This window comes from Streptomyces sp. NPDC002057 (assembly GCF_040296665.1).
Taxonomy (GTDB): domain Bacteria; phylum Actinomycetota; class Actinomycetes; order Streptomycetales; family Streptomycetaceae; genus Streptomyces.
Map to the genome: position 1 here is coordinate 289,783 of NZ_JBEOXR010000003.1, position 26,867 is coordinate 316,649.

The following is a 26,867-nucleotide window of genomic DNA, read 5'->3' on the forward strand; positions in this document are numbered from 1 at the left end:
GGAGGTCCCGGCGCGGTGGGTCGGGGGCGGGAAGGACTCATCCGCTTCTCGCGGATCCTGATTGCGCGGTGCGCGGTCCTGTGACGGCCGCTACCCCGCGTCCTCATGTGTCGGGTCCTTCCCGTCCCCTCCATGGAACCACCGCTCCGGCGGGGGCGCGAGCGCCCGCCGGAGCGGTGGTGGAGGGGCTCAGGCCGGGAGCAGGTCCTGGGGGACGCGCACCTGGCGGGGGGTGGACAGACGGAGTTCGACGATGTCCCGGACGGTCGGCCATTCCTCGTCGAGGATCGAGTAGAAGGCCGTGTCCCGGACGGCTCCGTCGAGGCCTCTGGAGTGGGCGCGACGCACCCCTTCGCAGCTCGCACCGAGTCGCTCGATGGCGATTCTGGAGCGGGTGTTGCGGGCGTCGGCGCGCATCGTGATGCGGCGGACGCCCCAGGTTTCGAAGGCGTGCCGGAGCATGAGGTATTTCGCCTCGGTGTTGACGCCGGTGCCCCGGGCGTCGCCGGCGATCCAGGTGTTGCCGATCTCGGCGGCGTCCGGCACGGAGGTCAGCGGATCTCCGTGGGGCATGCCGGGGACGGGCGGCCAGATCAGCGGCCCCCGCCAGTAGTCGAGTTCGAGGAACCGGGTCGATCCGATGACTCGCTCGTCGGCCGTACTGATCAGGGCGAAGGGCAGGCAGCGTCCTGCCGCCTGATCGGTCAGGGCGCGGGCGACATAGTCGAGGGCCGATTCGAAGCCGTCGGGTACGGGGGTGAAGGCGTAGGCCGATCGGTCCGCCCCGCCGGCCCGGGCGAGGGCTTCGGCGTGCCGCATCGCCAGCGGCTCCAGGCGCACGGAGCGCCCGGTCAGGAGAACAGGTACTGGCACGGAACCTCGGGTCTTTCACGGGCAGGGAAAGCCTCCGCCGAGGGGTGACCGCGGCGGCAGCAAGGGGGAGGTCCTCGCCGGTGCCGACCACGTCGTGAGAGCGACGAATGAGCAGGTGAAAACGGTTCGTCACCGGTGCGAGGAGGACAGTATGCAGCCACAAGCGCTCGGAGAACAGAACCCCGGGCGAACCCGGATACACGCGTGGGTGAAGGCTCGCGCGCACCCGGTTCGACCGGTCTCAAGCAACGGACGGAGCCGCCCGCCAGTCGGACGGCGGGGAGGGCTCAGACGCAGGTGGGATGGCCCCAGCCGTCGGGGTTCTTGGAGATGGTCTCGCCCTTGTCGTAGGCCTTGCCGCAGCGGCAGCGGCCGGAGAATCTCGCCTTGAGGGTGCCGCCGGACGGGCGTGTCCGACGCGCGGACGAGCCCTCGGAGGACCCGCCCGAGGAGCCGGACGGCGCTGAGGAGCGCGCACGGGGCGCGGAGGCGCGCGCCGGGGCTTCCGGCGGCGGCAGCGGGGCACCGGAGGCGGAGCCGGTGGGCTCCTGCGTGCGGGCGGTGTGGCTGGCCGCGCGGTCGGCCGCGTCGTTGAGGGGGTCGCCGTCGACCTGGTGCGCGGGCACGTAGACGAAGTCGACCCGCCGACCGGTCAGGAGCGCGTCGATGCGGACGACCAGCTCCTTGTTGGCGACGGGGCTGCCGGAGGAGGTCTTCCAGCCCTTGCGGCGCCAGCCGGGGAGCCAGGTCGTGACGGCCTTCATGGCGTACTGGGAGTCCATGCGGACCTCCAGAGGCACCGCCGGGTCCAGCGCCTCCAGGAGGCGCTCCAGGGCCGTGAGTTCGGCCACGTTGTTCGTCGCCCGCCCGAGCGGGCCCGCCTCCCAGCGGTCGATCTCTCCTTCGGCGCCGCCGATGACCCATGCCCAGGCCGCGGGGCCGGGGTTTCCCTTCGACGCGCCGTCGCACGCCGCGATGATCTTTTCCACCATCCCACGATCCTGACACGGCGGCGGGGGTGGGCGGACCCACCCCCGCGGACCCACCCCGCGGACCCCCTCCCGCCGGACCGCCCCCGCTGCCCCGTCCAGGCGGCCGGCGCCGCCGGCCGCCCCGCGGTCAGAAGGCGCCGTAGTTGACCTGCCAGGTGGGCAGCCCCATCCGGCGCCATAGGGCGACGACACGGTCGCGGTCGTCGAGCGAGACGCGGACGGCGTACCGGTGGCGGACGTGGGCGTCGAAGAGCTCGGCCTTCACCAGGTCGTCGCCCCGGCCGTCGCCGGAGGCCCGCATCCACAGTTCGTCGTACGGCACCTCGTGGTGGGCGAGCCAGCTCTCGGTGAGGGCGCGGTGGTCCTCGCTCCGGCCGGAGAGCAGGACGACCCTGTCCCGCTCGGCGTTGCGGAAGGCGCGCAGGGCGTCACGCACGGAGACGTTGAGCAGGTCGCGGTCGCAGCGGGTGAAGTCGTACGGGCCGCGGTCGACGCGCAGGGCGAGCGTGCCGTCGATGTCGCACATGACGGCGGTGGGGAGCGCGGGGTCGGGCACGTAGGGCTCGACGGCCGGGCGGTCGTTGAGCCAGTCCGCGGTGAGCCGCCAGCCGCCCCGGGTGGCCTTGGCGTGCTTCTCGGCGAGGATGCGGATCACCTCCTCGCCGACGGGCCGCTCGCGGGCGGCGTCGCGCCGGACGCACTCGTCGACGGGCACGGCGGTGAAGTCGTGGACGGCGAAGGTGGCCAGGCCCCCGACGGCGGCCTTCAGCCGCTTCGGGATGTGCTGGGTGAGGTGGGTGTTGTCGACGACGACGTCGAAGCCGTCGTCGACGGCGGCACGGACGGCGGCGTCCTGGATGCCGAGCACGGTCTGCTCGTGCCCGCGGAAGTGGCCGCGGTCCGTCGGGGGGAGGTCGAGCATCGCGCGGAGGTCGTCGAGGTTGACGCGGCGCACGCGTCCCTCGGCGGCGGCCTGGAGGGCGCGGGCGGCCGTCGTCTTCCCGGAGGCCGGGAGGCCGGTCATGACATGGACGACAGGCACGTTCAGTTCTCCTGGTCGTGGGCGAAGGGGTCGGTGGCCTCGGGGCGGATCTGCCGCCAGACGAGGAGGTCGGTGGGGCGCCCGTCGAGGCGCAGGAAGAGGGCGGCGCGCAGGCCCCGGTCGGGCTCGCCGGCGGCGGCGCGCGCGAACGCGCCCCGGTCGTCGGCGAGGTGGGCCAGGCGGGCGTACGCCTCGTCGACGGCCCGCTCGCGGTCGGCGGCGGCCGTTTCGAGGCGGGTGATCACCTCGCGCACCCAGGCGTCGAACTCGTCCGGGACCTGTTCGAGGAGGGCGTCCAGGGGCTTGCCGCCGGAGGCCTCGACGTCGGCGAGGGCGCAGCCGAGGCCCTTGGCCAGCTCGCCCGCGGGAAGGGCGGCGAAGCGCTGGACGCCGTGGCCGCGCCAGATGTCGCGCTCGGTGACGCCGGTGAGCACCTTGTGGAGCCGGACGTACTCGGCGAGCTTGGCCTTGGCGCGCACCCCGGAGGCGAAGCGCAGGACGAAGCCCTCGGCGTCGGTGCCGGTGGCCCGCCGGCCGCCGGGCAGGATGTTGGACTCGGTCAGGGCGACGAGGTCGGCGACGCTCGTGCCGGGCCAGGTGCGGACGGTCGAGCCGATGGGGTGCCAGCCGGCCGCGGCCTCGGCGAGCGGGGTCTCCGTGCCGTCCGGGCCGAAGGCGGCGAGCAGGACGAGGTCGCGGCGCTCGCCGTAGTTCACGACGATCCGGTTGCCGGGGTAGAGGATCTCGGCGAGGTAGGTGACGCCGGGCGTCAGCCCCGTGGTGTCGGCGGCGTCGACGCGGCGCTGGGCCCAGGTCGCCTGGGCGCTGGTGAAGGAGCCCTTGGAGGCGACGTGCCAGCGGTCGTCGTAGTGGAAGACCACGGCGAGGCTGCCGTCGACCTTGTCGTACACCTCGAAGGGTTCGTCGGGCAGCGGCGGCGCGTAGGGGCGGCCGGTGGTGTGCTCGGAGACGTTGAAGAACTTGGGGAGGGGGAGCGCGACGATCCGGCCGGTGGTGTCGTCGGCGACGAGTCCGCGGCAGCGGGTGGTCGCCGTGTTCCAGTGCTGGGCGTACTGACACGCCCGCGTGTACGTGTAGATCGACAGCGGCAGCCGGGGGTGGCGCTTGCGTGTGACGTGCCCGTCGGCGAGCGCGGCGGCGAGTTCGCCGGACGGCATCAGGTCGTGCAGAGTCAGGGTCGCCTGGCTCATGGGGTCCCTCCCGGTTGTTCGGTGATCCATTCTCGGCCGGATCGGCCCGGGAGCCCAGCGAATATCGGTTCGGGCGGGCCTCTCGGGGGTGGTGTCGGGCTCCCGATCCGGGGCGTGTCGGTGGTGCCCCGTAGACTCGCCGTCTCCCCGTCGGTGACGTAACCGGCGCAGACGAAGGAAGCGAACTCCATGAACCACGCGGACGGCACGGCACCGATCTACGCCGAGCTCATACGGGAGCGGGGGGACGTTCCGGGTGACGTCCGCCAGGTCGCCGAGGAGGTCCTGCGGGAGCTGAGCCGGGTCATCCAGGTGCCGCCGCAGGGCGTCGGGGGGCCGCAGGGCGCGGTCGTGCACGCGGGGCACCAGGGTGGGGTCGGGCACGCGGGACCCCAGGGAGCCGTCGTCCACGCGGGCGTCCCGGGCCCGCAGGGCGCCGTCGTCCACGCGGGTGTCGGCGGGCCGATGGGTGTCGGCGGGCACGGGGGTGTCGTGGGCCAGGCGGGCGCGGTCATGCCGCACCGGCCGATGCGCTGACCGGACGCCCGGAGCCGGTCCACCGGGTTTCCGGGCGTTGTCAGTGCCGTACGCCATGCTGCTTACCGAACGACCCGTGCCGCGACGCGGGCGGGCTCCGTACGGTGAACTGGGGATGACGACATGGCCGAGGTTCTGCTCTTCCACCACGCGCTCGGGCTGACGGAGGGCGTCGGCGCGTTCGCCGGGGAGCTGCGGCGGGCCGGACACACGGTGCACGTGCCCGACCTGTACGAGGGGCGCACGTTCACGGACCTGGAGGCCGGGGCCGGGTACGCCCAGGAGGTCGGCTTCGGCACGCTCGTGGCGCGTGGCGAGCGGGCCGCCGCGGAGTTGCCGGAGAAGATCGTCTACGCCGGGTTCTCGCTCGGTGTGCTGCCCGCGCAGAAGCTCGCCCAGACCAGGGCGGGGGCGCTCGGGGCCCTGCTGTTCAGTGCCTGTGTGCCGGTGACGGAGTTCGGCGCCGCCTGGCCGGAGGGCGTGCCGGCGCAGGTGCACGGGATGGACGCCGATCCGTTCTTCGTCGACGAGGGTGATCTGGCGGCGGCCCGTGCGCTGGTCGCGGACACGCCGGACCGGAGACTGTTCCTGTACCCGGGGAGCGCGCACCTGTTCGCGGAGCGCGGTGGGTCGTCGTTCGTGCCCGAGGCGACCGCGCTGTGCGTGGAGCGGGTGCTCTGCTTCCTGGACGGCGTCGGCCGCTGAGTCTCCTCGACGGCCTCGGCCGCCGGGGCTCCCCCGGGGACGGGGGGTCGGGGTCAGCCGTTCGGTGGACCCCGGGGTCGGCCGTCCCGCTGCCGGCCGGGAGCCGGCCGTCGGACCGTGCGGGGCCGGGTCCGGGCGGAGGATCGGTGCGGGGTGCGGACCCGTCCCGCGACGGGGCCGCCCGTGTCCGCCGTACCGAGGAGTCCGCCATGACGAAGTTCCGCCGCGCGTCCCGTGCCGCCCGGGTGCTCGTGCCCGCCGGGGTGGCCGTCGCCCTGCTCGCCGGGTGCGCGCAGGGCTCCGGAGGGGCGGCCTCCGCCGCGAGCCCGACGCCGCCCGCCGGAGCGTCGGCCACCGCGCCTTCGACGTCCGGTTCTTCCGCGGTGGTGCCCGCGCCGGCCGGTGAGCCCGCGCCGGGCACGCTCCTGGTCACCGATTTCGGCTCCGACACGGTCACCTTTGTCGACCCCGCGCGCGGTGCCACGGGTTCCGTGAGGGTGGGCTCCGCTCCGTACGGTCTGGTGGTCGGTGGGGACGGGCGGGCCTGGGTGGCGACCGCCGAGGGCGTCGCCGTGGTGGACACGGCGGCCCGGAAGCGGCTCGCGCTCATCCCGTACGAGACGGACTCCGGGCCCGTGACCACGGGCGAGTACCGGGGCGGCGGCATGGGCATCGCGCTCGCGCCGGACGGACGACGGGTGTACGTGGGGGTCAACGTGCCCGGGGGGAACGGCAGGCTCGAAGTGATCGACACGGCGGCCCTGCGGGTCACGGACACGGTGCCGGTCGGCCGGCGCCCCTTCGACGTGGACGTGTCGCGGGACGGCGCGGAGGTGTACGCGACCAACCACGACTCCTTCGACGTCACGGTCGTCCCGGCGGGGACGCTGGAGCCGCGCCGGGTGGAGGTCGCCCCGTACGGCACGGAGGGCGGGCTCGGTTCCTGGCTCAAGCCGCACTACACGGCCGTACGACCCTCGGACGGAAAGCTGCTGCTGCCCTTCGAGGGCGAGCGCCTCGCGGTGGTCGACCCCCGGACGGGCCGCACGACGATCGAGCCGATGACAGCGAACACCCACCAGCACGGCGCGACGGTGACCGCCGACGGGACGCTGCTGACGGTGGGCACGGGCCCGATCGACCCGGCCGAGGACCGCGGGCCCTCGCTCACGGTCCGGACGCCCGGCGGCGCCGAGCGGGTGTACCCCCTGGAGGGGCCGCACGAGACCGTGGCCGTGTCGAGGGACGGGCGCACCGCCTATGTGACCGGCGGCTTCACCCGGGACGGCTACTGGGACGGCCTGAGCGTCGTCGACCTCGACACGGGTGACACCCGTCGGCTGGCCGCGGGCTCGCGGCCGCTGGGGATCGTGGTCCTCTGACCCGGTTCAGCGCTGGGGCAGGACGGTGAGGACCCGCTCGATGAAGGTCTTGAAGTCGGCCATGAAGTCGGTCAGGAACTGCTGGGTCGTCGGGTCGGTGACCTCGCCGTCCTCGGTGAAGAGCCCCGGGACGAACTGGATGTAGGCCTCGGGGGCGTTCATCTGCGGGGAGTTGCAGAAGCTCAGCACGGAGCGGAGGCTCTGCTGGGCGACGGCGGTGCCGATCTTGCCCGGCGAGGCGCCGATGACGGCCGACGGCTTGTGGGTGAAGGAGTTGGTGCCCCAGGGTCGGCTGGCCCAGTCGATGGCGTTCTTGAGGCCGCCGGGGAGGGAGCGGTTGTACTCGGGCGTCACGAAGAGGACGGCGTCGACCGAGGCGATGGCCTCCTTGAGGGCCCGGCCCTCGGGCGGGTAGTCGGCGTCGAAGTCGTGGTTGTAGAGCGGGAGGTCCTTGATCGGGATCTCCTGGAACTCCAGGCCCGGCGGCGCCACGCGGAGCAGGGCGCGGGAGAGGATCCTGTTGATGGACGTCGCCGAGAGGCTGCCGACGAAGTAGCCGACCTTGTACGTGGTCATGCGTGCTGTTCCGCCTTCCGGGAAGGGGCCCTTCGGCCGCGAGGGGGCCTTCGGCAACGTAACCCGGCCCCCGCGCCCCTGCGACCGGAGCGCCCTCGCCCCACAGCGGCGGCGGGTCTCAGAGGCCCACGATCAGCTGGATGCAGACGATCTTCACGAGGATGGCGAGGGCGAAGAGGGTCGCGTAGCCGGTGTTGACCCGGCTGTCGGAGACGCGGCTGTTGGCGTAGGCGGTGATGGCCGGGTTGCCCACGTATCCGGCGAGCAGCCCCATCGAGCGGGGCCGGCTCTGGCCGAGGAGACGGGCGACGAGGAGCATCAGGGCGTAGCTGAGCACGGCGGCGACCAGGAGGACCGTGAGGAGCTTGAGGCCGAAGAGGGAGAAGGCCTCGCGGCGGAAGGCGTACCCCGAGGTGAGGCCGACGCAGGCGAGGAAGATCAGCAGGCCGATCTGGCGCAGGGTGAGGTTGGCGCGGGTCGGCAGGACCCAGACGAGGGGGCCGGTGCGCCGCAGCCGGCCGAGGACCATGGCCATGACGAGGGGTCCGGCGGCGGTGCCGAGGGAGAGGACCGTGGAGCCGATGGTCAGCTTCGGGATGCCGATGAGGAATCCGGCGGCGAGACCGAGGCCCATGCTGACGGCGCTGACCTCGCTGACCTTGGCCTCGGTGTCGCCGAGGAAGGCGGTGACCTCGGCGGTGCGTTCGCGGGGCATGACGACGCGGACCCGGTCGTCGAGCTGGAGCAGCAGGTCGTCGTGGGCCAGCAGGTCCTGGTCGCCGCGGCGGACGCGGGTGGCCCTGGCCCCGAAGCGGTCGCCCAGGCCGAGTTCGGCGACCGTGCGTCCGGCGAGGTCGGGGTTGGTGAGCAGGACGCGGCGGTAGTCGACCACGTCGCGCCGGTCGAGGAGGTGGCCCGCGGCCCGGGTGCCGAGCGCCTCGATCCCCGCGGTGACGGCGTCGGGGCCGCCGACGAGGACGACCTGGTCGCCCGGGGCGAGGGTGTCGAGGTCCCGGGCGACCCGGGGCGTGTCTCCGTGCGGGCGGTGGACGCTGGCGAGGAGCTGTCCGCCGGTGGCGCCGGGCACGTCGGCCCAGCGGACGGCCCGGGTGACGTCGACGGTGCGGGTGACGAGCTCCTTGGGGAGTCCGGTGCCGGGGTCGCGGCGGCCGGGCCAGGTGCGGGCGGAGGCGACGGCCGAGACGAAGAGGATGGTTACCACCACGGCGAGGGGGTAGCCGATGGCGTATCCGGTGGCCGCTTGTGCCGGATCGGAGGATCCGGCCTGGGCGGCGGCGAGGCCCGGGGTGGTGGTGCCGATGCCGGCGTAGCCGCCCGCGAGGTAGGGGCCGTCGATGCCGAAGACGGTGCTGCCGAGGAAACCCACGGCGAGGGCGGTGACGACGAGTGCGGCGACGGCGCCGGTCATCACGGCGAGCTGCGGCCGGAGTTCGCGGAAGAAGGCCGGCCCCGCTTCGAGGCCGACGGTGTAGACGTACAGGGCGAGGCCGAGGACGGAGAGCCCGGCGGGCACGGCCGGTCCGATGTCCGGGTCGAGCGCGCCGAGCAGCAGTCCCACGAAGAGGACACCCGCGGCGCCGAGCTTGACCGGACCGAAGCGGACCATGCCGAAGAGCGATCCCGCCGCAATGACGATAAAAAGGGTGAACCACGGATAGTCAGCGAAAAATTGCCACATGGGCTCACTCAGCCATAAACCCAGGCATATTGCACGCTCATACGGAAGGGCGGACAGCGTGACTCGACCGAGGATTCTCGTGGTGGGCGCGGGATTCGCCGGAGTGGGCTGTGTACGGAGGCTCGAACGGCGGCTAACGGAGCGGGAGGCGCTGATCACGCTCCTCTCACCGTTCTCGTACCAGCTGTACCTGCCCCTGCTCCCCCAGGTGGCGGCGGGGGTGCTGACCCCGCAGTCGGTCGCGCTCTCGCTGCGGCGCAGCAGCCGGCACCGGACCCGGATCGTCCCCGGCGGCGTGGTCGGCGTGGACACGGCGGCGAAGGTCTGCGTGGTGCGGACGATCTCCGGCGAGTACGTGATGGAGCCGTACGACCATCTCGTCCTCGCGCCCGGCAGCGTGACCCGCAGCTTCGACATCCCGGGGCTCGCCGAACACGCGCGGGGCATGAAGACGCTCGCGGAGGCCGTGTACATCCGGGACCACGTCATCGCCCAGCTGGACCTGGCGGACGCCAGCAACGACGACGAGGAGCGGGCCGCCCGGCTGCGGTTCGTGGTCGTCGGTGGCGGCTACGCGGGCACGGAGACGGCGGCCTGTCTCCAGTTGCTCACGCACAACGCGGTCAAGCGGTACCCGCGGCTCGACCCGAACCTCATCAAGTGGCACCTGGTGGACATCGCCCCGAAGCTCATGCCCGAGCTGGGCGACAAGCTGGGCGCCGCCGCGATGGACATCCTGACCCGGCGGGGCATCGAGGTCTCCCTCGGAGTCTCGGTCGCCTCGGTGGACGAGGAGACGGTGACGCTCACCGACGGGCGGGTCCTGCCGAGCCGGACGCTGATCTGGACGGCCGGGGTCGCCGCGAGCCCGCTGATCGGCACCCTGGGCGCGGAGACCTTCCGCGGGCGGCTCGTCGTCTCGGCGGAGATGGCCGTTCCGGGGCTCGACGGGGTCTGGGCGCTCGGGGACGCGGCGGCGGTGCCCGATCTCGCCAAGGGCGAGGAGGGCGCGATCTGTCCGCCGACCGCCCAGCACGCGATGCGGCAGGGGAAGGCGGTCGCCGACAACCTGGTCTCGACGCTGCGCGGCGAGCCGACCCACTCCTACGTCCACAAGGACCTGGGCCTCGTGGTGGACCTCGGCGGGATGGACGGGGTGTCGAAGCCGCTGGGCGTGGAGCTGCACGGCATGCCGGCACAGGCGGTGGCCCGCGCCTACCACTGGGCGGCGCTGCGGACCAACGTGGCCAAGACCCGGGTGATGACGAACTGGCTGCTGAACGCCGCGGCGGGCGACGACTACGTGCGGACCGGGTTCCTGGCGTCGAAGGCGGGGACGCTGCGGGACTTCGAGTACACGGACGCGTATCTGACGCCGGAGCAGGTGCGGAGCCACACGGCCTCGTTCCGCGGGGCGGTCGGAGCGGGCGGCGGGAGCTGAGGTCACGCGCGCGCGTACCGGGGGCCGGTTTCCGGCCCCCGGTACGCGTGTGCGGGGTCCGGGGTCAGCGGGTGAGTTCGGGTGTCGGGCCCATGACCACGACGGGGTTCCGGGCCGGGTCGAGGGCGCGGATCAGCTCGCGCAGCGGCTCGCGCTCCAGGGCGACGCAGGCCTGGGTGGGGCCGCCGTGGTCGACGTGGATCCAGACGCCGCCGCCCTTCTCGGCGCCGAGCGGGCGCTCCTTGTCGAGCGGGGTCCGGCCGGGCACCCGGTTGTAGTCGATGGCGATCACGTGGTCGAAGGAGCCTTCCAGGGGTTCGCCGGCGAAGCCGGTGCCGCTGATGGCGAACTGCTCGTCCTGGTCGTACGGGATGCGGGCGCCCGGGTCGGGCAGGCGGCCGCCCCCGTCGCCGATGCGGAACACCCCGATGGGGGTGCGCAGGTCGCCCGCGTGGTGGTCGGAGGTCCAGCCCCGGAGCGCGTTGCGGGTGGGCCACGGTCCGGCGGTGGGGGTCCAGCGGCCGGCCGGGTCCCGCGCGTAGAGGGTCGCGGTGGACAGGTTGTCGTCGGCGGTGGCGCCGGTCACGACGAGGGCCTGGGTGGTGTCGTCGGGGAGGAGGGCCTGGGTGGCGGGGCCGACGCCGGGGAGGCGGGGGGCGGGGGCCGGGGCGGAGGAGAGGCTGTTCGCAGCCCGGCCGGGCGCGCCGGCCGCCGGGCGGGGCGGCACCACAGCGGGGCGGGAGTCGCCGACGGCGGGCGGAGCCCCGGCCGATCTCGCGGGGGCGGGGGGCGCCGTGCTCGCGCAACCGGTGAGCAGCAGCGCGACGCAGAGTGTGCCGGCGCCCAGTAGTGCGGGGGCGCCCTTGTGGACGGACATGGACGGATCCTCCTGGCCGGGGGCAGTGCAGCGATCCGTACCCGTTCGGCGGGCGGCGCTGCCGCGGTGCCGGTGCCCTCACCCGTACGGCCGCGCCCACCGGGGCCGTACCCGGTCCGGAGGCGGTCCGTTCCGCCGGGCGGCACGGTGCCGTTCGCGGTGCGGCAGCCGGTCCGCCTCCCGTCGGATCTGACGATTCGTCAGATCATCGCGTCACAGGTCTGGGAACCTTCGGGGCCCGGCGCTACCCTCCGCGCATGATTCGGACGGTGGTGTGGGGTACCGGAAATGTCGGGCGGGCGGCGATCCGAGCCGTGGACGCCCATCCAGGGCTCGAACTGGCGGCCGTGCTGGTCTCCGATCCGGCGAAGGTCGGCCGGGACGCGGGACGGCTCGCCGGGCTCGGCCACGATCTCGGGGTGGTGGCCGTCGACGACGTCGGCGCGGTCCTCGGCGGACGGCCGGGGGCGGTGGTGTACGCGGCCTCCGGCGACACCCGGCCCGACGGGGCGCTCGACGACGTGGCGCGCGCGGTGCGGGCCGGAGCGGTGGTCGTCACCCCCGCGCTCTATCCGCTGTACGACCAGCGCAACGCGCCGCCCGAGTTCCGGGACCCGGTGCTCGCGGCCGTCGCCGAGGGGGGCGGGTCGCTCTTCGTGTCGGGGGTGGACCCGGGCTGGGGCAACGACGTGCTGCCGCTGCTCGTGAGCGGGCTCGGCGGCACGGTGGACGTGATCCGCTGTCAGGAGATCTTCGACTACTCGACGTACGAGCAGGAGGAGTCGGTCCGCGACCTCATCGGGATGGGCCGGCCCCTCGAGTACGAGCCGCCCATGCTGCTGCCGTCGGTGCCGACGATGGTGTGGGGCGGGCAGGTGCGGCTGATGGCCCGCGCGCTCGGCGCCGAACTCGACGAGATACGCGAGACGGTGGACCGGCGCCCGCTGGAGTCCACCGTGAAGACCCGGACCATGGGCGTCTTCGAGGCGGGCACGCAGGGCGCGATCCGCTTCGAGGTCCAGGGGATCGTCGGCGGGGAGCCCCGGATCGTGATCGAGCACGTGACCCGTATCCACCCCTCGTGCGCGCCGGACTGGCCGGTGCCGCCGGACGGCGCCGGGGCCCACCGGGTGATCGTCGAGGGCAGCCCCCGCATCGAGGTGACGGTGGCGGCGACCGCCGAGGGCGAGAACCGGTCGGCGGGCGGGAACGCCACGGCGGTGGGCCGGCTCGTCGGGGCGATCGACTGGCTGGTGGCGGCGGAGCCGGGACTGTACGACGCGCTGGACGTGCCGTTGCGTCCGGCGGTCGGGAAGCTGGGGAGGAGACCACGGTGATCATCGACATTCCCGAGGGCCAGGAGCCGATCGGGTACGTGTGGGGCGACATGGTCCCGGAGATCGGGACGGCGGCGGCGAACTTCTCGCTGTCGGTGTACGCCCATACGACGCTGGGGCTGCGCGAGTTCGAGGCGGCGCGGCTGCGGATCGCGCAGATCAACGGGTGCGGCTTCTGCCTGGACTGGCGTACCGACCGGGACGGCGAGAAGGTCGAGGACGGCTTCGACGAGGTCGTGGCGGCCTGGCGGGAGACGGAGGTCTCGGAGACCTTCGACGAGCGGACGCGGCTCGCGGCCGAGTACGCGGAGCGGTACGCGCTGGACCACCACGGTCTGGACGAGGAGTTCTGGGACCGGATGACGGCGCGGTACAGCCAGGCGGAGATCGTGGAGCTGACGATGAGTCTGGGCTCGTGGCTGGCGTTCGGGCGGCTCAACCGGGTGCTGGGCCTCGACACGGTCTGTGTGCTGCCGACGCACTGAGCCTCTTCTCCGGCGGCGGCCCGCGTACGGCCGGCGACCCGCTTCCGGGGCCGTTCGGGGCTCCGGAAGCGGGTCCGCGGTGGTCCGTCAGTAAGCCGCGTCCGCCCCGGCCCGGCGCAGGCGCAGGGTCACGAGCTGGAAGGGGCGCAGCCGGAGGCGGACCGCCCCGTCGTCCGCCAGGACCGCCGCCGGGGTCGGCTCCGGTGCGGTGAGCGGGCGCTCGAGCAGGTCGCAGAGGTCGAGGCCGGTGACGGCGAACGAGGTGGTGAGCCGGGCCGCGGCCCGGCCTCCCCCGGCCTCGTAGAGGCGGACGACCACGTCGCCGCTCCCGTCGTCGGCGAGCTTGACGGCGCTGACCACGACGGCGTCGTTGTCGAGGCTCACCAGCGGCGGCACCTCGGCGTCGCCGGGGACGCGGCGTTCGGGCAGGTTGACGCGGTATCCCTCGCGGACGGCGTCGCCGATTCCGGCGCCCGGGACCAGGGCGTGGCGGAAGCGGTGCGTCCCCTGGTCGGTGTGCGGGTCGGGGAAACGCGGTGCGCGCAGCAGGGAGACGCGGACGGTGGTCGTGGTGCCGTGGTCGGTGGCCCGGACCGTGCGGGTGATGTCGTGGCCGTAGGTCGAGGCGGTGACCAGGGCGACGCCCCAGCCGGGTTCGGCGAGGTGGACGAAGCGGTGGTTGCAGGCCTCGAACTTGGCGGCCTCCCAGCTGGTGTTGGTGTGGGTCGGGCGGTACAGGTGGCCGAACTGCGTCTCGGCCGCGTAGCGGTCGGTGTGCACGTCGAGGGGGAACGCGGCCTTGAGGAACTTCTCGGTCTCGTGCCAGTCGACCTCGGTGTCGAGGTCGAGCCGCTTCGCTCCGGCGGCGAGGGTGAGGGTCTGGGTGACCCGGGAGGAGCCGAAGGAGCGGACGACCCGGACGGAGACGGCCTCGGGCGTGTCGGCGGCGACCGTGAGCCCGTCCACGTCGGTGAGGTCGGTGACGGTGTTGCGGTAGAACTGGTCGACGTCCCAGGCGTCCCACATGTTCGGGAAGTCGGGGTGGATCTGCAGCAGGTTGGCGGACGATCCGGGGGCGACCGCCTCACGGTCCGCCGCGATGTCGTGGACCGACGGCACGAGGCCGCGTTCGTCCACGGTGACCCGCAGCAGACCGTTGTCCAGGACGAACCCTCCTTCGGGGAGGGTCCGCAGGACGCACCCTCCCCCGGCCGCGCCCGCGGGCCGGCCCGCGCCGGCGGGTACGCCCGACCGCTCGTGCGGAGCCGCGTTGAAGACGACGTGGCCCCCGCTCGTGGCGTCACCGGCGAGCGCGCGCTGGGCGGCGTCGATGATGCCGTTCAGCTCCCCGGCGACCCGGGCGTACGTCGCCTCGGCCTCGCGGTGCACCCAGGCGATCGAGGAGCCGGGCAGGATGTCGTGGAACTGGTGCAGGAGCACGGTCTTCCAGATCCGGTCCAGCTCCTCGTACGGATAGGGGTGTCCGGACCGGACGGCGGCGGTGGCGGCCCACAGCTCGGCCTCCCGCAGCAGGTTCTCACTGGCCCGGTTGCCCTGCTTGGTCCTCGCCTGGCTGGTCAGCGTCGCCCGGTGCAGCTCCAGGTACAGCTCGCCCGCCCAGACCGGCGGATTCGGGTACTCGGCCTGCGCCTTGGCGAAGAACTCCGCGGGCCGCTCCCACCGCACCCGGGCGGAGCCCTCCAGGTCGCGCATCCGGGCCGCCTTGGCGATCATCTCGCGGGTGGTGCCGCCACCGCCGTCCCCCCAGCCGGTGGGGGCGATGGAGTGGCGGGCCACGCCCTTGTCCTTGAAGTTCCGCGCGGCGTGCGCGATCTCCCTGCCCTTCATCGAGCAGTTGTACGTGTCGATCGGCGGGAAGTGCGTGTAGATCCGCGTCCCGTCGATGCCCTCCCACCAGAAGGTGTGGTGCGGGAAGGTGTTGACCTGGCTCCAGGAGATCTTCTGGGTGAGCAGCCACTTGGAGCCCGCCGCCCTGATGATCTGGGGGAGGCCGCCGGCGAAGCCGAAGGTGTCGGGCAGCCAGGCCTCCTCGTTCTCGACGCCGAACTCGTCCAGGAAGAACCGCTTGCCGTGGACGAACTGGCGTGCCATCGCCTCGGAGCCCGGCATGTTGGTGTCGGACTCCACCCACATGCCGCCGGCGGGTACGAAGCGGCCCTCGGCGACCGCTTTCTTGACCCGGGCGTACACCTCGGGCCGGTGCTCCTTGATCCACGCGTACTGCTGGGCCTGGGACATCGTGTAGACGAAGTCCGGCTCGTCCTCCAGGAGGGCGGTCATGTTGGCGGTGGTCCGCGCGACCTTGCGGACGGTCTCGCGCAGCGGCCACAGCCAGGCGGAGTCGATGTGGGCGTGACCGACCGCGCTGATCCGGTGCGCGGAGGGCTCGGCGGGGGCGGCGAGGACACCGGCGAGCTGTGCGCGGGCCGCGGCCGCCGTGGCGTTGACGTCCTGGAGGTCGAGCGCGTCCAGGGCCCGCTCGACGGCCCGCAGGAGGTCCCAGCGGCGGGCGCCCTCCACGGGGAGCTCCGCCATCAGTTCGCCCAGCACCTCCAGGTCCATGACCAGCTGCCAGACCGTCTCGTCGAGGACCGCCAGGTCCATCCGCTCCAGCCGGTACTGCGGCTCGGTGCCGGCGGTGTCCTTCTCCCCCATCACGGTCGGCGTGAACGGGTGGTAGTCCATGACCACCGGGTTCGAGGCCGCCTCCACGTGCAGCAGGACCTCCTCGCCGCCGACGGCCGGGGAGGCGACGCGCACCCACTGGTTGCGCGGCTGCAGGCCCTTCACCGGCGAGCCGTCGGGCCGGTAGACGAGACCCTCGCACTGGAATCCGGGCATGTTGGCGTCGAAGCCGAGGTCGATGAGCGCCTCGACGGTGCGGCCGGCCCAGGCGGCCGGAACGGTGCCGGACACGGTCAGCCAGCTGGTCCCCCAGGGCGCGCCCCACTTCTGGCCGACCGCGATCGGGGTGCGCGGGGCGGCGAGCCCCTCGGCCACCGGCACCGGCTCGCCGGGCGCGGTCCAGATGCCGACCCGGAGCGGCACCGACTCCGGGTAGACCGCCGGGCGGATGCGCTCGTCGAGCACACGCTTCAGACGGGACTCGACCAGACTGCGGTCATCATGCATGGCAGACGCTCCATGGAATGCTCGGGGCCGGGAGGCGGGCGGGGTGGGGACGGTTCAGCCGCGGAGGGCGTCGTCGACCGTGACGACCTCGGTGATGCCGCGTGCGGTCAGGTGCTGCCGGTCGTGGGCGCGTCCGGCCAGGAGGGCGGTCGGGCGGGCGCCGGCTCCGGCGAGGCGCATGAACGCCTCGAAGTAGGCTCCGCCCGGCGCGCAGGTGGATCGTTCGGGACCCTCGTCCGGAAGGTCGAGGACCAGGGCCGTGGTCCTGGGGCGCGGGCGGCGACCCCGTGCCCGTACGTCCTCGATGACGCGCGCGATCCGTGTTCCGGCCGGTTTGGGGCGGCGGTCGTTGGTGAGCAGCCCCAGGCTGTATTCGAGTTCGGGGAAATCGGCGAGCGACCGGTCGACGTCGTGGGAGCACCACCAGGTGATCCCCCAGAGGTCCGGGCAGTCGAGGGCCGCCTCGATGGTGGTCTCGGCGAAGTCGGCCGCCCCGTCGGCGGGGATGTGCGGGGCCGGCGCCCCGACCTCCTGGAGCCAGACCGGCCGGCGGGGGTCGTCGGCCCAGGCCTTGGAGAGTTCGATCAGGTAGGCGGCGTGCCGGCCGGCGGCGGTGGACTCGCCGCCGTACCGCTGGGCGGTGCCGTTGAAGACCCAGGAGTGCACGGCCGTCGCGCTGCCGAGCCGGGCGGCCTGGGCGGGGGTGAAGGGGTGGTCGTCCTCGTACCAGGCCGCGTCGTACTCGGCGTGCAGGTGGAAGCGGCCCGGTGCGCCCTCCTCGCAGGCGTCCAGCATGCGGCGGAGCCAGCTCCGCGCCTGGTCGGGGGTGATCCGGTCGGGGTCGGGGTGCGGTGCGCCGGAGAACTGGTTGATCTCGTTGCCGATCGTCATCCCCAGGAAGTTGGGCCGGTCCGCGAGGGCCGAGGCGAGGGTGCGCAGATAGACGGCCTGTCCTTCGACGACGGCCGGGTCGGTGAAGATGTTGCGGCGGTGCCAGGTCTGCGTCCACGCGGGCAGGAAGTCGAAACTGGACAGGTGGCCCTGCAGTCCGTCGACGGCGACGTCGAGCCCCCGCTCTCCCGCCGCGTCCGCCAGGGCCACCAGTTGTTCGACGGCGCGGGGGCGGATCAGGGTGCGGTTCGGCTGGAACAGCGGCCACAGCGGGAAGGCGCGCAGGTGGTCGAAGCCCAGGGCGGCGATCGAGTCGAGGTCGGCGCGGACGGCGTCGAGGTCGAAGTCGAGCCAGTGGTGGAACCAGCCCTGGCTCGGCGTGTAGTTGACGCCGAAGCGCGGGAGGGGGTGGGGCGGTGTGCTCATGTCCGGGGCGAGTCCTTCGTGGAGTACGTGCGGCCGGCCGGGGCGGTCGGCTCGGATCATCCCTTGACCGCGCCTTCCTCGACGCCCTTGAAGAAGAATCTCTGGAGCGTGGCGAACACGGCGACGATGGGGAGGAAGGCGACCATCGTGCCGGCGGCGATCAGGCGCGGGTTGGCGCTGAAGGTGCCGTTGAGGTACTGGAGGCCGACGGTGAGGGTGTATTTCTCGGGGTTGTTGAGGACGATGAGAGGCCACAGGAAGTCGTCCCAGGCCCCGATGAAGGTGAAGATCACGACCACGCTGAGCATCCCCCGCACGTTCGGCAGTGCGACGTGCACCAGGCGCTGCCAGACGTTGGCCCCGTCGATCAGGGCGGCCGCGTCGAGGTCGGGCGGGACGGCCTGGAAGGCGGTCCGCATCAGCAGGACGTTGAGCATGGCGATCGCGCCGGGCAGGGCGACGCCGACCAGGGAGTCGGTCAGCCCCAGGCTCCGCACCGTCACGTACTGGGAGACGATGGTGACCTCGCCCGGCAGCACCAGGGTGGCCAGGAACAGCCCGAGCACCAGGCGGACGCCGCGGAACCGGAGCCTGGCCAGCACGAAACCGGCGAGGGTCGCCCCGACGGCGTTGCCGACCACCGCGATCGCGGCCACCGTCAGGGAGTTGGCGGCGTAGGTCCAGACGGGAATGGTGTCGGCGACCTGGACGTAGTTGTCCAGGGTCGGGTCCGTCGGCAGGAAGCCGGGGGTGCGGGAGTACACGTCCTCGCCGGGGCCCTTGAGCGAGGTGGACAGCTGCCACAGGAACGGCCCGACGGTCAGCAGCAGAACCGTCACGAGGAGGAGGTAGCGGAGGGCCTTCTCGGCCGGCGAGGCGGTGCCGAACCCCCGGGCCGGGCGGACGCGGGCGGGTACCGGGGCCGGAGTCTCCTCCGGGACGCCCGCCGGGGCCCGGGTGACGGTGGGGTCCGCGGTCACGACGCCGCCTTCCGGTTGAGCCGGGCCAGGAACAGCATCGGACCGATGGTGACGGCGAACAGCAGCAGGCTCAGCGCGGAGGCGTAGCCGATGTGCCCGGTGAAGCCCCGGCTGTACATCTGGATGAGCATGACCACGGACATGTCGCGGCCGCCGGGCCCGCCGGTGCCGTTGGACAGCACGTACAGCTCGGAGAAGACCCGCAGCGCGGAGACCGAGATCAGTACGGAGATCAGCAGCATCGTGGGCCGTACGCCGGGGAGCGTGACGTGCCAGAACCTCCGGGTCGCGGAGGCGCCGTCCACGGCGGCGGCCTCGTGCAGTTCGCGGCCGACGTTCCCGAGCGCGGACAGGTAGATGACCATGTAGTACCCGAGGCCCTTCCACACGGTCAGGCCGATCGCGCTGAACAGCAGCAGCCAGCGGTCGGTGAGGAAGGAGACGGGTTCGTCGGCCAGGCCGAGCTGCCCGAGCAGGCCGTTGACCAGGCCGCGGTCGTCGAGCACCCAGCCCCAGATCAGCGCCACGACGACGGCGGAGGCGACCACCGGGGTGTAGAACGCGGTACGGAAGAAGGTGATGCCGGGCAGCTTCCTCTCGACCAGCAGGGCCAGCAGCAGGGGCAGGAAGGTGAGGAGCGGCAGGCACACGACCATGTAGACGATGCTGTTGACCAGCGCGTCGACGAGCTGCTCGTCGCTGAGGGCGCGCCGGTAGTTGTCGAGTCCGGTGAAGTGCCCGCCGCCCAGGGGCTTGGCGTTGGTGAAGGACAGGACCACCGTGTTGAGGGCGGGCCAGAGGTTGAAGACCGCGAGCCAGACGATCGCCGGTCCGGCGAGCAGCCAGGGAGTGAACCAGCGACGGTGGGTCATGGGCGCCTTCCTGGGGTGGGGGTGACCTGCGGGGCGGGGCGGTGGCCGGGGCGCGGGGCGCGCCGCACCGCCCGCGTGGCCGGTGCGGTGGTGGTCGGGGTGTCCCGCGCCGTCCGCGCGTGGCCGGTCAGCCCTTGAGCAGGGCGTTGCAGCGGGCGACCGCGGTGTCGAGGGCCTGCTGCGAGCTGGTGCGGCCGTCGATCGCGAGGGCGATCTGCTGGTTGACGACCGTGCTCATGGCCTCGTTGACCTGCACGGGCTGCAGCATCCGGGCGGCGGCGAGGGACTTGAAGGCGATGACCTTGGCGTCACCGGCGTTCGTGCCGTCGCTCTCGCTGAAGAACGGGTCGTTCGCGGAGGCCCTGGTGGAGGGGAAGATGCTGGTGAGGTGGGCGAAGGCTGCCTGGTTCTCCGCGCTCGTGACCCAGCGGGCCAGCGCGAGCGCCGCCGCCGGGTTCCGGCCGCCCCTGGCGACCGACAGGCCCTGGACGTACAGCGGTGGGGTTCCCACGGCGGCGGAGGGCACGACCTTCGGCGCGAGCGTGGGGTTGTCGGTGGCGAGGCCGGTGATGTGGTTGGCGCCGGCCGTGGTCCAGGCGGCCGTGCCCGCGCTGAACAGCTTGGCGTTGCCGGCGTAGGTGTCCGTCAGCACGTCCTTGGGCAGCAGGCCCTCCTGGAAGGCGGCCCTGTACGTGTCGAGGAGTGCGGCCGCCTCGGGGGTGTTGAAGGTGAAGCTCCCGCCGTCCTCCGCCATGATCCTGACGCCGGCGTCGGCGAAGTCGCCGAGGCCGGGCTTGCGGCTCATCAGGTACGTCGACCCGCCGGACTTCTCCTTGACGACCCTGGCCTGGGCGATGAGCTCGTCCAGACCGGTCGGCGGCTTCTTCGGGTCGAGTCCGTACGCGGTCAGCAGCTCGGCGTTCCAGTAGTTGACGTCGGTGTTGAGGTACCAGGGGTAGCCGTAGGCCCCCTCACGGCCGGCGAACCGGTAGGCGTCGATGCCGCCCTTGACGTACTCCTCGGCCAGCTTCGGGTCGGCCCCGGCCACGTCGAGCAGCATGTTCCGCTCGACCAGCGGGAGCGCGAAGTCCGGGGGGAGGTTGACCACGTCGGGCAGGCTGCCGCCGGCCGCCTGGTTGAGGACCTTCTCGGAGTAGCCGTCGCCCGGCTGGTCCAGCCACTCGACCTCGGTTCCCGGGTACCGCTTCTCGAAGCCGTCGATCACGCCTTCCATGTAGGCCGTGAACTTCGGCTTCAGGGCCCAGGTCTGGATCGAGACCTTCCCCTTGACCTCGCCGGTGACGACGGGCCGCGGACCGTCGGCGCCGCTCGTGTCGCTCAGGCCGCAGCCGGTGAGCGCCGTCGTCGTGACGACGACGGCGACGGCCAGCCGTGCCCAGTGGCTTCTTCGCATGAGGGGGATCTCCCGGTGTGTACGGAACGGGGACGGGTCCGACAGGAGGGCGCACCGATCGACGGATGCCATGGCTAAACCGGTCTAGCACTAGCGGAGTGTGCTCGCGGGCCGATTCGACTGTCAAGGGTGCAGGGCGATTCCAGGACAGCAGCAGCAAATACCAACGCGATGCGACTAGTTGACAGCACAACTTGCGATTGGCGTGAAGGCGGGCCCTCGCCCGGGAGGACTCACGCACCTCCTCTTGCGCGAGGAACTAAAGCACTTTAGCCTCCGAACGGCGCCTCCGGCCCCGACTCCGGGGCGGCGCGCGCGGATCGCGGAGCACCCCGGCACGACTCCCCCACCCTTTCGCTGGACCGGAGTTTCGGATGAGACGACGCTTCCCCCTCCTGCTGAGCGCGGCGCTGACCACGGCGCTGATCGCCGCCGTGTTCAGCGGGGTCCCCGCCCACGGCACCGCCCCGGCCGACGGGGGCGGCCCCCGCTCCGCCCCCGCCCACGCCGGCGGCCCCGCTCCCGGCACCGGGGCGGCCGCCGCGGGCCATCAGCCCTACGCCTCCTACTGGTACCCCCGCACCCTCCTCGACTGGGACCCCGCGACCGACCCCGACGCCCGGTTCAACCGCTCCCGCGTCCCGCTGCGGCCGCGCACCTCCGACCCCGCGCTCAAGGCCAACGCCAACGCCCGCGCGGGCGAGGCCAGGATCGCCTCGCTGGTGTCGTTCGGGCCGACGTCCGCGAACCCCTCCCAGGGCTCGACCAGCCCGAACTACTACGCGCCCGGCTACTGGCAGTACGTCGACACGCTGGTGTTCTGGGGCGGTTCGGCCGGCGAGGGGCTGATCCTGGCGCCCAACCCGACCGTCATCGACGCCGCCCACCGCAACGGCGTCAAGGTCTACGGCACCGTCTTCTTCCCGCCCGCGGCGTACGGCGGGCAGATCCAGTGGGTCCGCGACTTCACCCAGAAGTCGGGCACCACCTACCCGGTCGCCGACAAGCTCGTCGAGGTCGCCCGGTACTACGGCTTCGACGGCTGGTTCATCAACCAGGAGACCGGGGGCGGCGACGCCGCGCTCGCCACGGAACTGCGCGACACGATGCGGTACGCCCGCTCCCGGGGCCCGGTCGAGTTCATGTGGTACGACTCGATGACCGAGTCCGGCCCCATCGACTGGGCCAACGCCCTCACCTCCGCCAACGACGCCTTCCTCCAGGAGGGCACCCGTCGCACCTCGGACTCGATGTTCCTGAACTTCGGCTGGAGCGCGTCCGGACTGGCCTCCTCGCGCACCCTCGCGCGAGCGCTCGGGCGGGACGAGCACGAGCTGTACGCGGGCGTCGACACCGAGGCCGACGGCTACGACTCGCCGGTGGGCTGGGACTCCCTCTTCCCGAACGGCGCCCCGCACGTCGCCTCGCTCGGCCTCTACCGGCCGGAGTGGACGTACAACACCTCCGCCACGGACCGCGCCGGCTTCCACACGAAGGACTCGCGCTACTGGGTCGGCGCCAACGCCGACCCGTCCAACACCGCCACCACCTCGGCCTGGAAGGGGCTCGCGCACTACATCGCCGAGTCCTCCCCCGTCACCTCCAAGCCCTTCGTGACCTCCTTCAACGCGGGCCAGGGCGACTTCTACCACTCGGCCGGGACCCGGGTGGGCTCGGCCGGCTGGAACAACCTCTCCCTCCAGGACGTGCCGCCCACCTACCGCTGGCTGGTCGGTTCCGGCGGCACCCGGCTCACCCCCTCGATCGACTTCACCGACGCCTACGAGGGCGGCTCCTCGCTCCGTCTCACCGGCCCCCTCGACTCCGTCAACACGATCCGGCTCTACCAGACGAAGCTGCCGGTGGCGGCCGACACCCGGCTCTCCGTCACGGTCAGGACCCCGGCCGCCGGTCCCACCCGCCTCGGGGCGGCGGTCTCGTTCACCGACGCGCCGACCGCCTTCACCACGCTCGACCTCGGCTCGACCACCGGCACCGGCTGGGAGACGAAGACCCTCGACCTCTCGGCCCACGCGGGCCGGACGATCGCCCAGATCGGCCTCCGCACCTCGGGAACGGCGCCCTCCTACGACATCAGGGTCGGCCAGATCCGGGTCTACGACGGCACGGTGGACGGCGTCTCCCCGCCGACCGCGCCGACCGTGCTCGGCTCCACCGACGTCTCGGCCACCCGCCGGTCGCTGCGGCTGGCCTGGACGGCCCCGGCCGGCGGCGACGTCCACCACTACGAGGTCTTCCGCCGCGACCCGGACGGCGGCCGCACCTTCCTCGGCGCCACCCCGAACGACGCCTACTTCGTGCAGCGGCTCGACCGCGTCGGCGCCGAGACGACCACGACGCTCGACGTCGAGGCGGTCTCCACCGAGTACGGCCGCTCGGCGGCGAGCAGCACCACCGTGTCCTGGGGCGCCGCCACCGGCTCCAACCTCGCGCTGAACCGGCCGGCCACCGCCTCGGGCCGGTGCAACGCCGTCGAGACCCCGGCGAAGGCCGTCAACGGCTCGGTCGGCGGCGGAAACGGCGACAAGTGGTGCGCGCTCACCACGGACAAGCACCTCGAGGTCGACCTCGGATCCGTCCGGAACCTCACCCGCTTCACCGTCAGGCACGCGGGCGCGGGCGGCGAGAGCGCCGCCTGGAACACCCGCGACTTCACCGTCCAGGTCCGCGCCGCCGCGACCGACGCCTGGACCACCGCCGTCACCGTCACCGGCAACACCGCCGCCGTCACGGACCACCCCGTCGGCCTCGCCGCCCGCCACGTCCGACTGGTGGTCACCAGGCCCGCCCAGACCGCCGATCCGGCCGCCCGGATCTACGAGTTCGAGGCCTGGGGCACCTGACCTCCGCCCCACCGGCCCCGTGGGTAAACCGGTCTACTATCGGGTGCCACGGAGGGCCGTCGGCTTGGCTCGTCCGTCACACGAGCGGGGGCATCACATGGCACGACCGACGATCTCGGACATCGCCCGGAAGGCCGGGGTGTCCAAGGGCGCGGTGTCCTTCGCCCTCAACGGACGGCCGGGGGTCAGCGACGAGACGCGCCGGCGGATCCTCCGGGTCGTGGAGGAGATGAACTGGCGCCCGCACAGCGCCGCCCGGGCCCTGGGCGGCGCCAAGGCCGGCGCGGTCGGCCTGGTCCTGGCCCGCCCGGCCCGGACCATCGGCGTCGAACCGTTCTTCGCGATGCTCCTCTCCGGTCTCCAGGCGGGCCTGTCGGCCGAGACCACCGCCCTGCACCTGATGGTGGTCGAGGACACCGCGGCCGAGATCGAGGTCTACCGCCGGTGGTCGTCCGAGCACCGGGTGGACGGCTTCGTCGTCGTCGACCTCCAGTTCCAGGACCCGCGCGTCCCCGTCCTCGAACAGCTCGGCGTGCCCGCCGTGGTCCTGGGCGGCCCCGGCCGGCACGGCGGCCTGCCCAGTGTGTGGGCCGACGACCGGGAGGCGATGACGGCGACCGTCGACTACCTCGCCGCGCTCGGCCACCGCCGGATCGCGCACCTGGCCGGCCTTCCCGCCTTCCAGCACACCCGCCGCCGGATCCGCGCGCTGCGCGACTCGGCCCGGCGGCTCGGACTGATCGACGCCGTCTCCGTACCGACCGACTTCAGCGACGCCGAGGGCGCCGCGGCCACCCGCGCGCTGCTCGCCCGGCCGCAACGTCCGACCGCGATCATCTACGACAGCGACGTGATGGCCGTGGCCGGCCTCGGCGTCGCCACCGAGATGGGCATCTCCGTCCCCGGCGACCTGTCCCTCGTCTCCTTCGACGACTCGGCGCTGACCCGGATCGTCCACCCCCCGCTCACCGCCCTCTCCCGCGACACCTTCGCCCTCGGCGAGCAGGTCGCCCGTACCGTCCTGGCGGCGATCGCCGATCCCACCGCGGTCCACGACCACAAGAACCCGACACCGCGCCTCGTCGTCCGCGAGAGCACCGCGCCGCCGCGTGCCGCGGCTGGCACCGAGGCTCCGTGACGGACGCCGCGCGTGGCGTCGAAGTCCCCTGCACGGCGCCGCGCCCCGCGCTCTTCAGAGGCGCGTGACGTGCGGAGAGGCCGACCGGGTCTTCGGTCGGCCCTCCCTCGCGGGTGAGCCCGGGACTCAGAAGTCCTCGGCGACGATGCGCTCGATGTTGCGCTCGGCGAGGGCCGTGATGGTGACGAACGGGTTGACGCTGGCGTTGCCGGGGATCAGGGCGCCGTCGATGACGTACAGCCCGGAGTAGCCGTGGAGCCGGCCGTGGTTGTCGGTCGCGCGGCCGAGGACCGCGCCGCCGAGCGGGTGGTACGTGAGGTGGTCGCCCCAGATCTTGTACACACCGAAGAGGTCGGTGCGGTAGATCGTGCCCTCCTTGCGGTTGATCTTGTCGAAGATCGTCTTCGCCGCGTCGATGGAGGTCTGCTTCCAGGCCCGGTCCCAGCTCAGGTCGACCCGGCCGGTGGCCGGGTTCCAGGTGAACTCGGCCCGGTGGGGCGTCTTGGTGATGGAGAGGTAGAAGGAGGCGTAGGTCTCGATGCCGGTGGGCAGCGGGGCGACCTCGGCGAAGGCGCCGCCCGCGTCCCAGTTGTCGATGCCGGCGGTCGGCATGGCCGACTGGAGCTTGCCGGTCGGGTCCCACATGTGGTTGGCGCGCCCGCACATGACGTTGCCGTTGTCGCCCCAGCCCTTGCCGATCTCGTTGTTGAGGGCGGGGAGCGCGCCGGTGGCCCTGAGGCGGGTGAGGAGCTTGCTCGTGCCGATGCTCCCGGCCGCGAAGAAGACCTTGTCGGCGGTGACGGTCTTGCTCGCGAGGGTGGCGCCGGTGGTGTCGATCTGGTCGATGGCGACGGTGTAGCCGCCGCCGGACGCCGGGGTGACGGAGGTGACCTTGTGCAGTGCCGAGACCGTGACGCGCCCGGTGGCCGCCGCCTGCGCGAGGTAGGTCTTCTGGAGGGTCTTCTTGCCGGCGTTGTTCCCGTAGATGACCTCGGCGTCCAGGGCCGACTTCGGGACGGCTCCGGCCGCCTCCTGCTTCATGTAGTCCCAGTCGTAGACGTTCGGGACGAAGACGAAGGGGAACCCGGAGCGCTGGGCGTGCTTGCGGCCGACGCGCGCGTACTGGTAGCAGGCGGCGCTCTCCCACCAGGACTCGTCGACGGCGGTGACGCCGAGTCCCGCGTTGGCGCGCGGGTAGTACGTGGAGTACATCTCCGCCGCGTCGACGGTCGGGAGGATGGCGGCGAAGTTCTCGCGGCGCGGGGTGACGGCCATGCCGCCGTTGACGAGGGAGCCGCCGCCGACGCCCCGGCCCTGGTAGACGGTGATGCCCGCGAAGTCCTCGGCGTCGAGGATGCCGGTGTGGCGGGGGACGTCCTTGTCGAGCGGGAAGCCGAGGAAGTTGCTCAGGGGCTGCTTGGTGCGGGTCCGCAGCCAGAAGGAACGGTAGTCGGGCCGGGTGGTGTTGGCGAAGATCTTGCCGTCGGGTCCCGGGGTGTCCCAGGCCATGCCCATCTCGACCATGTGGACGTCGACGCCCGCGCGGGCGAGGCGGAGGGCGGCGACGGAGCCGCCGTATCCGGTGCCGATGACGAGCGCGGGGACTCGGGTGCCGCTGGGGATGGGGGTGTTGGTGAGGCGGGGTTCGGCGGCCTGCGCCGGGGTGCTGTGGCCGACGAGGGCCGCGGCGCCGAGAACAGAACCTGTTCCCGCGAGGAATCGACGGCGACTGACGCCACCCATTCCCCGTGTAGGCAGGGGGTGTTCACTCATGTGATGTTCCTCACTCGTGAGGGAATGGGAACATGTTCTACTGTCGCCGATCGGGGAAGTCACGAGAAACCGACGGGTAACTTCCCTGCGCCGGACCGGACGGGGACCCCGGAGATGGACGCCGGCTCGCGGGCGGGCTGGGGGCTCCAGCTCGAAGGAGGGCGAGGGAGTCCGGCGCGCCAAGGGTCCGGGGATCACG

Annotated in this window: 21 protein-coding genes; 8 read left to right on the forward strand and 13 right to left on the reverse strand. The window is 72.8% G+C overall.

Annotated features, from left to right (window positions below; all coding sequences use genetic code 11):
• Positions 1-189: 189 nt before the first annotated feature.
• The 4 genes from ABT129_RS04570 to ABT129_RS04585 form a co-directional block, all read right to left on the reverse strand.
• On the reverse strand, positions 190-873 hold the full coding sequence (locus ABT129_RS04570) for a GNAT family N-acetyltransferase (protein ID WP_351896450.1): 684 nt from the start codon (positions 871-873) through the stop codon (positions 190-192).
• 287 nt (positions 874-1,160) lie between these two features.
• Positions 1,161-1,865 (reverse strand): ribonuclease H family protein, encoded by a 705-nt coding sequence (locus ABT129_RS04575; RefSeq protein ID WP_351896452.1) that lies wholly within the window; start codon positions 1,863-1,865, stop codon positions 1,161-1,163.
• 127 nt (positions 1,866-1,992) lie between these two features.
• Positions 1,993-2,907: a phosphatase domain-containing protein gene (locus tag ABT129_RS04580; protein ID WP_351896454.1), complete on the reverse strand. Its 915-nt coding sequence runs from the start codon at positions 2,905-2,907 to the stop codon at positions 1,993-1,995.
• 2 nt (positions 2,908-2,909) lie between these two features.
• Positions 2,910-4,118, reverse strand: a complete 1,209-nt coding sequence (locus ABT129_RS04585) for an RNA ligase (RefSeq protein WP_351896456.1) — start codon at positions 4,116-4,118, stop codon at positions 2,910-2,912.
• Positions 4,119-4,307: 189 nt separating this feature from the next.
• Between ABT129_RS04585 and ABT129_RS04590 the strand changes: the two genes are divergently transcribed.
• The 3 genes from ABT129_RS04590 (at position 4,308) to ABT129_RS04600 (ending at position 6,742) form a co-directional block, all read left to right on the forward strand.
• Positions 4,308-4,655, forward strand: a complete 348-nt coding sequence (locus tag ABT129_RS04590) for a hypothetical protein (protein ID WP_351896458.1) — start codon at positions 4,308-4,310, stop codon at positions 4,653-4,655.
• A 123-nt stretch (positions 4,656-4,778) separates the two neighbouring features.
• The gene (locus ABT129_RS04595) at positions 4,779-5,360 is read left to right on the forward strand and encodes a dienelactone hydrolase family protein (RefSeq protein ID WP_351896462.1); all 582 of its coding nucleotides are present in this window, start codon (positions 4,779-4,781) and stop codon (positions 5,358-5,360) included.
• A 209-nt stretch (positions 5,361-5,569) separates the two neighbouring features.
• Positions 5,570-6,742: a YncE family protein gene (locus ABT129_RS04600; protein ID WP_351896464.1), complete on the forward strand. Its 1,173-nt coding sequence runs from the start codon at positions 5,570-5,572 to the stop codon at positions 6,740-6,742.
• Between the two features lie 6 nt (positions 6,743-6,748).
• Here ABT129_RS04600 and ABT129_RS04605 read toward each other — a convergent pair whose 3' ends face one another.
• Positions 6,749-7,318 (reverse strand): NADPH-dependent FMN reductase, encoded by a 570-nt coding sequence (locus ABT129_RS04605; RefSeq protein ID WP_351896466.1) that lies wholly within the window; start codon positions 7,316-7,318, stop codon positions 6,749-6,751.
• A gap of 118 nt (positions 7,319-7,436) precedes the next feature.
• Positions 7,437-9,017 (reverse strand): aspartate:alanine exchanger family transporter, encoded by a 1,581-nt coding sequence (locus tag ABT129_RS04610; protein ID WP_351896468.1) that lies wholly within the window; start codon positions 9,015-9,017, stop codon positions 7,437-7,439.
• Positions 9,018-9,075: 58 nt separating this feature from the next.
• Here ABT129_RS04610 and ABT129_RS04615 point away from each other — a divergent pair, with 58 nt between their 5' ends.
• Positions 9,076-10,458 carry an NAD(P)/FAD-dependent oxidoreductase gene (locus ABT129_RS04615; RefSeq protein ID WP_351896470.1) on the forward strand — a complete coding sequence of 461 codons (1,383 nt, stop codon included), beginning with the start codon at positions 9,076-9,078 and terminating at the stop codon, positions 10,456-10,458.
• Between the two features lie 64 nt (positions 10,459-10,522).
• On the opposite strand, the gene ABT129_RS04620 is transcribed toward ABT129_RS04615, so the two are convergent.
• Positions 10,523-11,335: a hypothetical protein gene (locus ABT129_RS04620; RefSeq protein ID WP_351896472.1), complete on the reverse strand. Its 813-nt coding sequence runs from the start codon at positions 11,333-11,335 to the stop codon at positions 10,523-10,525.
• Positions 11,336-11,592: 257 nt separating this feature from the next.
• On the opposite strand from ABT129_RS04620, the gene ABT129_RS04625 reads away from it, so the two are divergent.
• Both ABT129_RS04625 and ABT129_RS04630 read left to right on the forward strand, forming a co-directional pair.
• Positions 11,593-12,672 carry an NAD(P)H-dependent amine dehydrogenase family protein gene (locus ABT129_RS04625; protein ID WP_351896474.1) on the forward strand — a complete coding sequence of 360 codons (1,080 nt, stop codon included), beginning with the start codon at positions 11,593-11,595 and terminating at the stop codon, positions 12,670-12,672.
• Complete coding sequence (locus tag ABT129_RS04630) at positions 12,669-13,157, forward strand: carboxymuconolactone decarboxylase family protein (protein ID WP_351896476.1); 489 nt, start codon at positions 12,669-12,671, stop codon at positions 13,155-13,157. Before ABT129_RS04625 ends, ABT129_RS04630 begins: the two co-directional genes overlap by 4 nt.
• Positions 13,158-13,244: 87 nt before the next feature.
• On the opposite strand, the gene ABT129_RS04635 is transcribed toward ABT129_RS04630, so the two are convergent.
• The 5 genes from ABT129_RS04635 to ABT129_RS04655 form a co-directional block, all read right to left on the reverse strand.
• A complete protein-coding gene (locus ABT129_RS04635) occupies positions 13,245-16,310 on the reverse strand; it encodes an alpha-mannosidase (protein WP_351896478.1) in 3,066 nt (1,021 codons plus the stop codon).
• Between the two features lie 54 nt (positions 16,311-16,364).
• Entirely contained in the window at positions 16,365-17,627 is a 1,263-nt protein-coding gene (locus tag ABT129_RS04640) for a glycoside hydrolase 5 family protein (RefSeq protein WP_351896481.1), read from the reverse strand.
• Between the two features lie 56 nt (positions 17,628-17,683).
• Complete coding sequence (locus tag ABT129_RS04645; protein WP_351896483.1) at positions 17,684-18,607, reverse strand: carbohydrate ABC transporter permease; 924 nt, start codon at positions 18,605-18,607, stop codon at positions 17,684-17,686.
• Complete coding sequence (locus tag ABT129_RS04650; RefSeq protein WP_351896485.1) at positions 18,604-19,479, reverse strand: carbohydrate ABC transporter permease; 876 nt, start codon at positions 19,477-19,479, stop codon at positions 18,604-18,606. The genes ABT129_RS04645 and ABT129_RS04650 overlap by 4 nt, the downstream gene beginning before the upstream one ends.
• A gap of 127 nt (positions 19,480-19,606) precedes the next feature.
• Positions 19,607-20,893, reverse strand: a complete 1,287-nt coding sequence (locus tag ABT129_RS04655) for an extracellular solute-binding protein (protein WP_351896487.1) — start codon at positions 20,891-20,893, stop codon at positions 19,607-19,609.
• 374 nt (positions 20,894-21,267) lie between these two features.
• Between ABT129_RS04655 and ABT129_RS04660 the strand changes: the two genes are divergently transcribed.
• Together ABT129_RS04660 and ABT129_RS04665 are read left to right on the forward strand one after the other, a co-directional pair.
• Positions 21,268-23,757, forward strand: coding sequence for an endo-beta-N-acetylglucosaminidase (locus ABT129_RS04660; RefSeq protein ID WP_351896489.1), 2,490 nt, complete (start codon positions 21,268-21,270; stop codon positions 23,755-23,757).
• Between the two features lie 97 nt (positions 23,758-23,854).
• The gene (locus ABT129_RS04665; RefSeq protein WP_351896491.1) at positions 23,855-24,895 is read left to right on the forward strand and encodes a LacI family DNA-binding transcriptional regulator; all 1,041 of its coding nucleotides are present in this window, start codon (positions 23,855-23,857) and stop codon (positions 24,893-24,895) included.
• Positions 24,896-25,021: 126 nt separating this feature from the next.
• On the opposite strand, the gene ABT129_RS04670 is transcribed toward ABT129_RS04665, so the two are convergent.
• A complete protein-coding gene (locus ABT129_RS04670; protein WP_351896493.1) occupies positions 25,022-26,668 on the reverse strand; it encodes a GMC oxidoreductase in 1,647 nt (548 codons plus the stop codon).
• Positions 26,669-26,867: the final 199 nt, after the last annotated feature.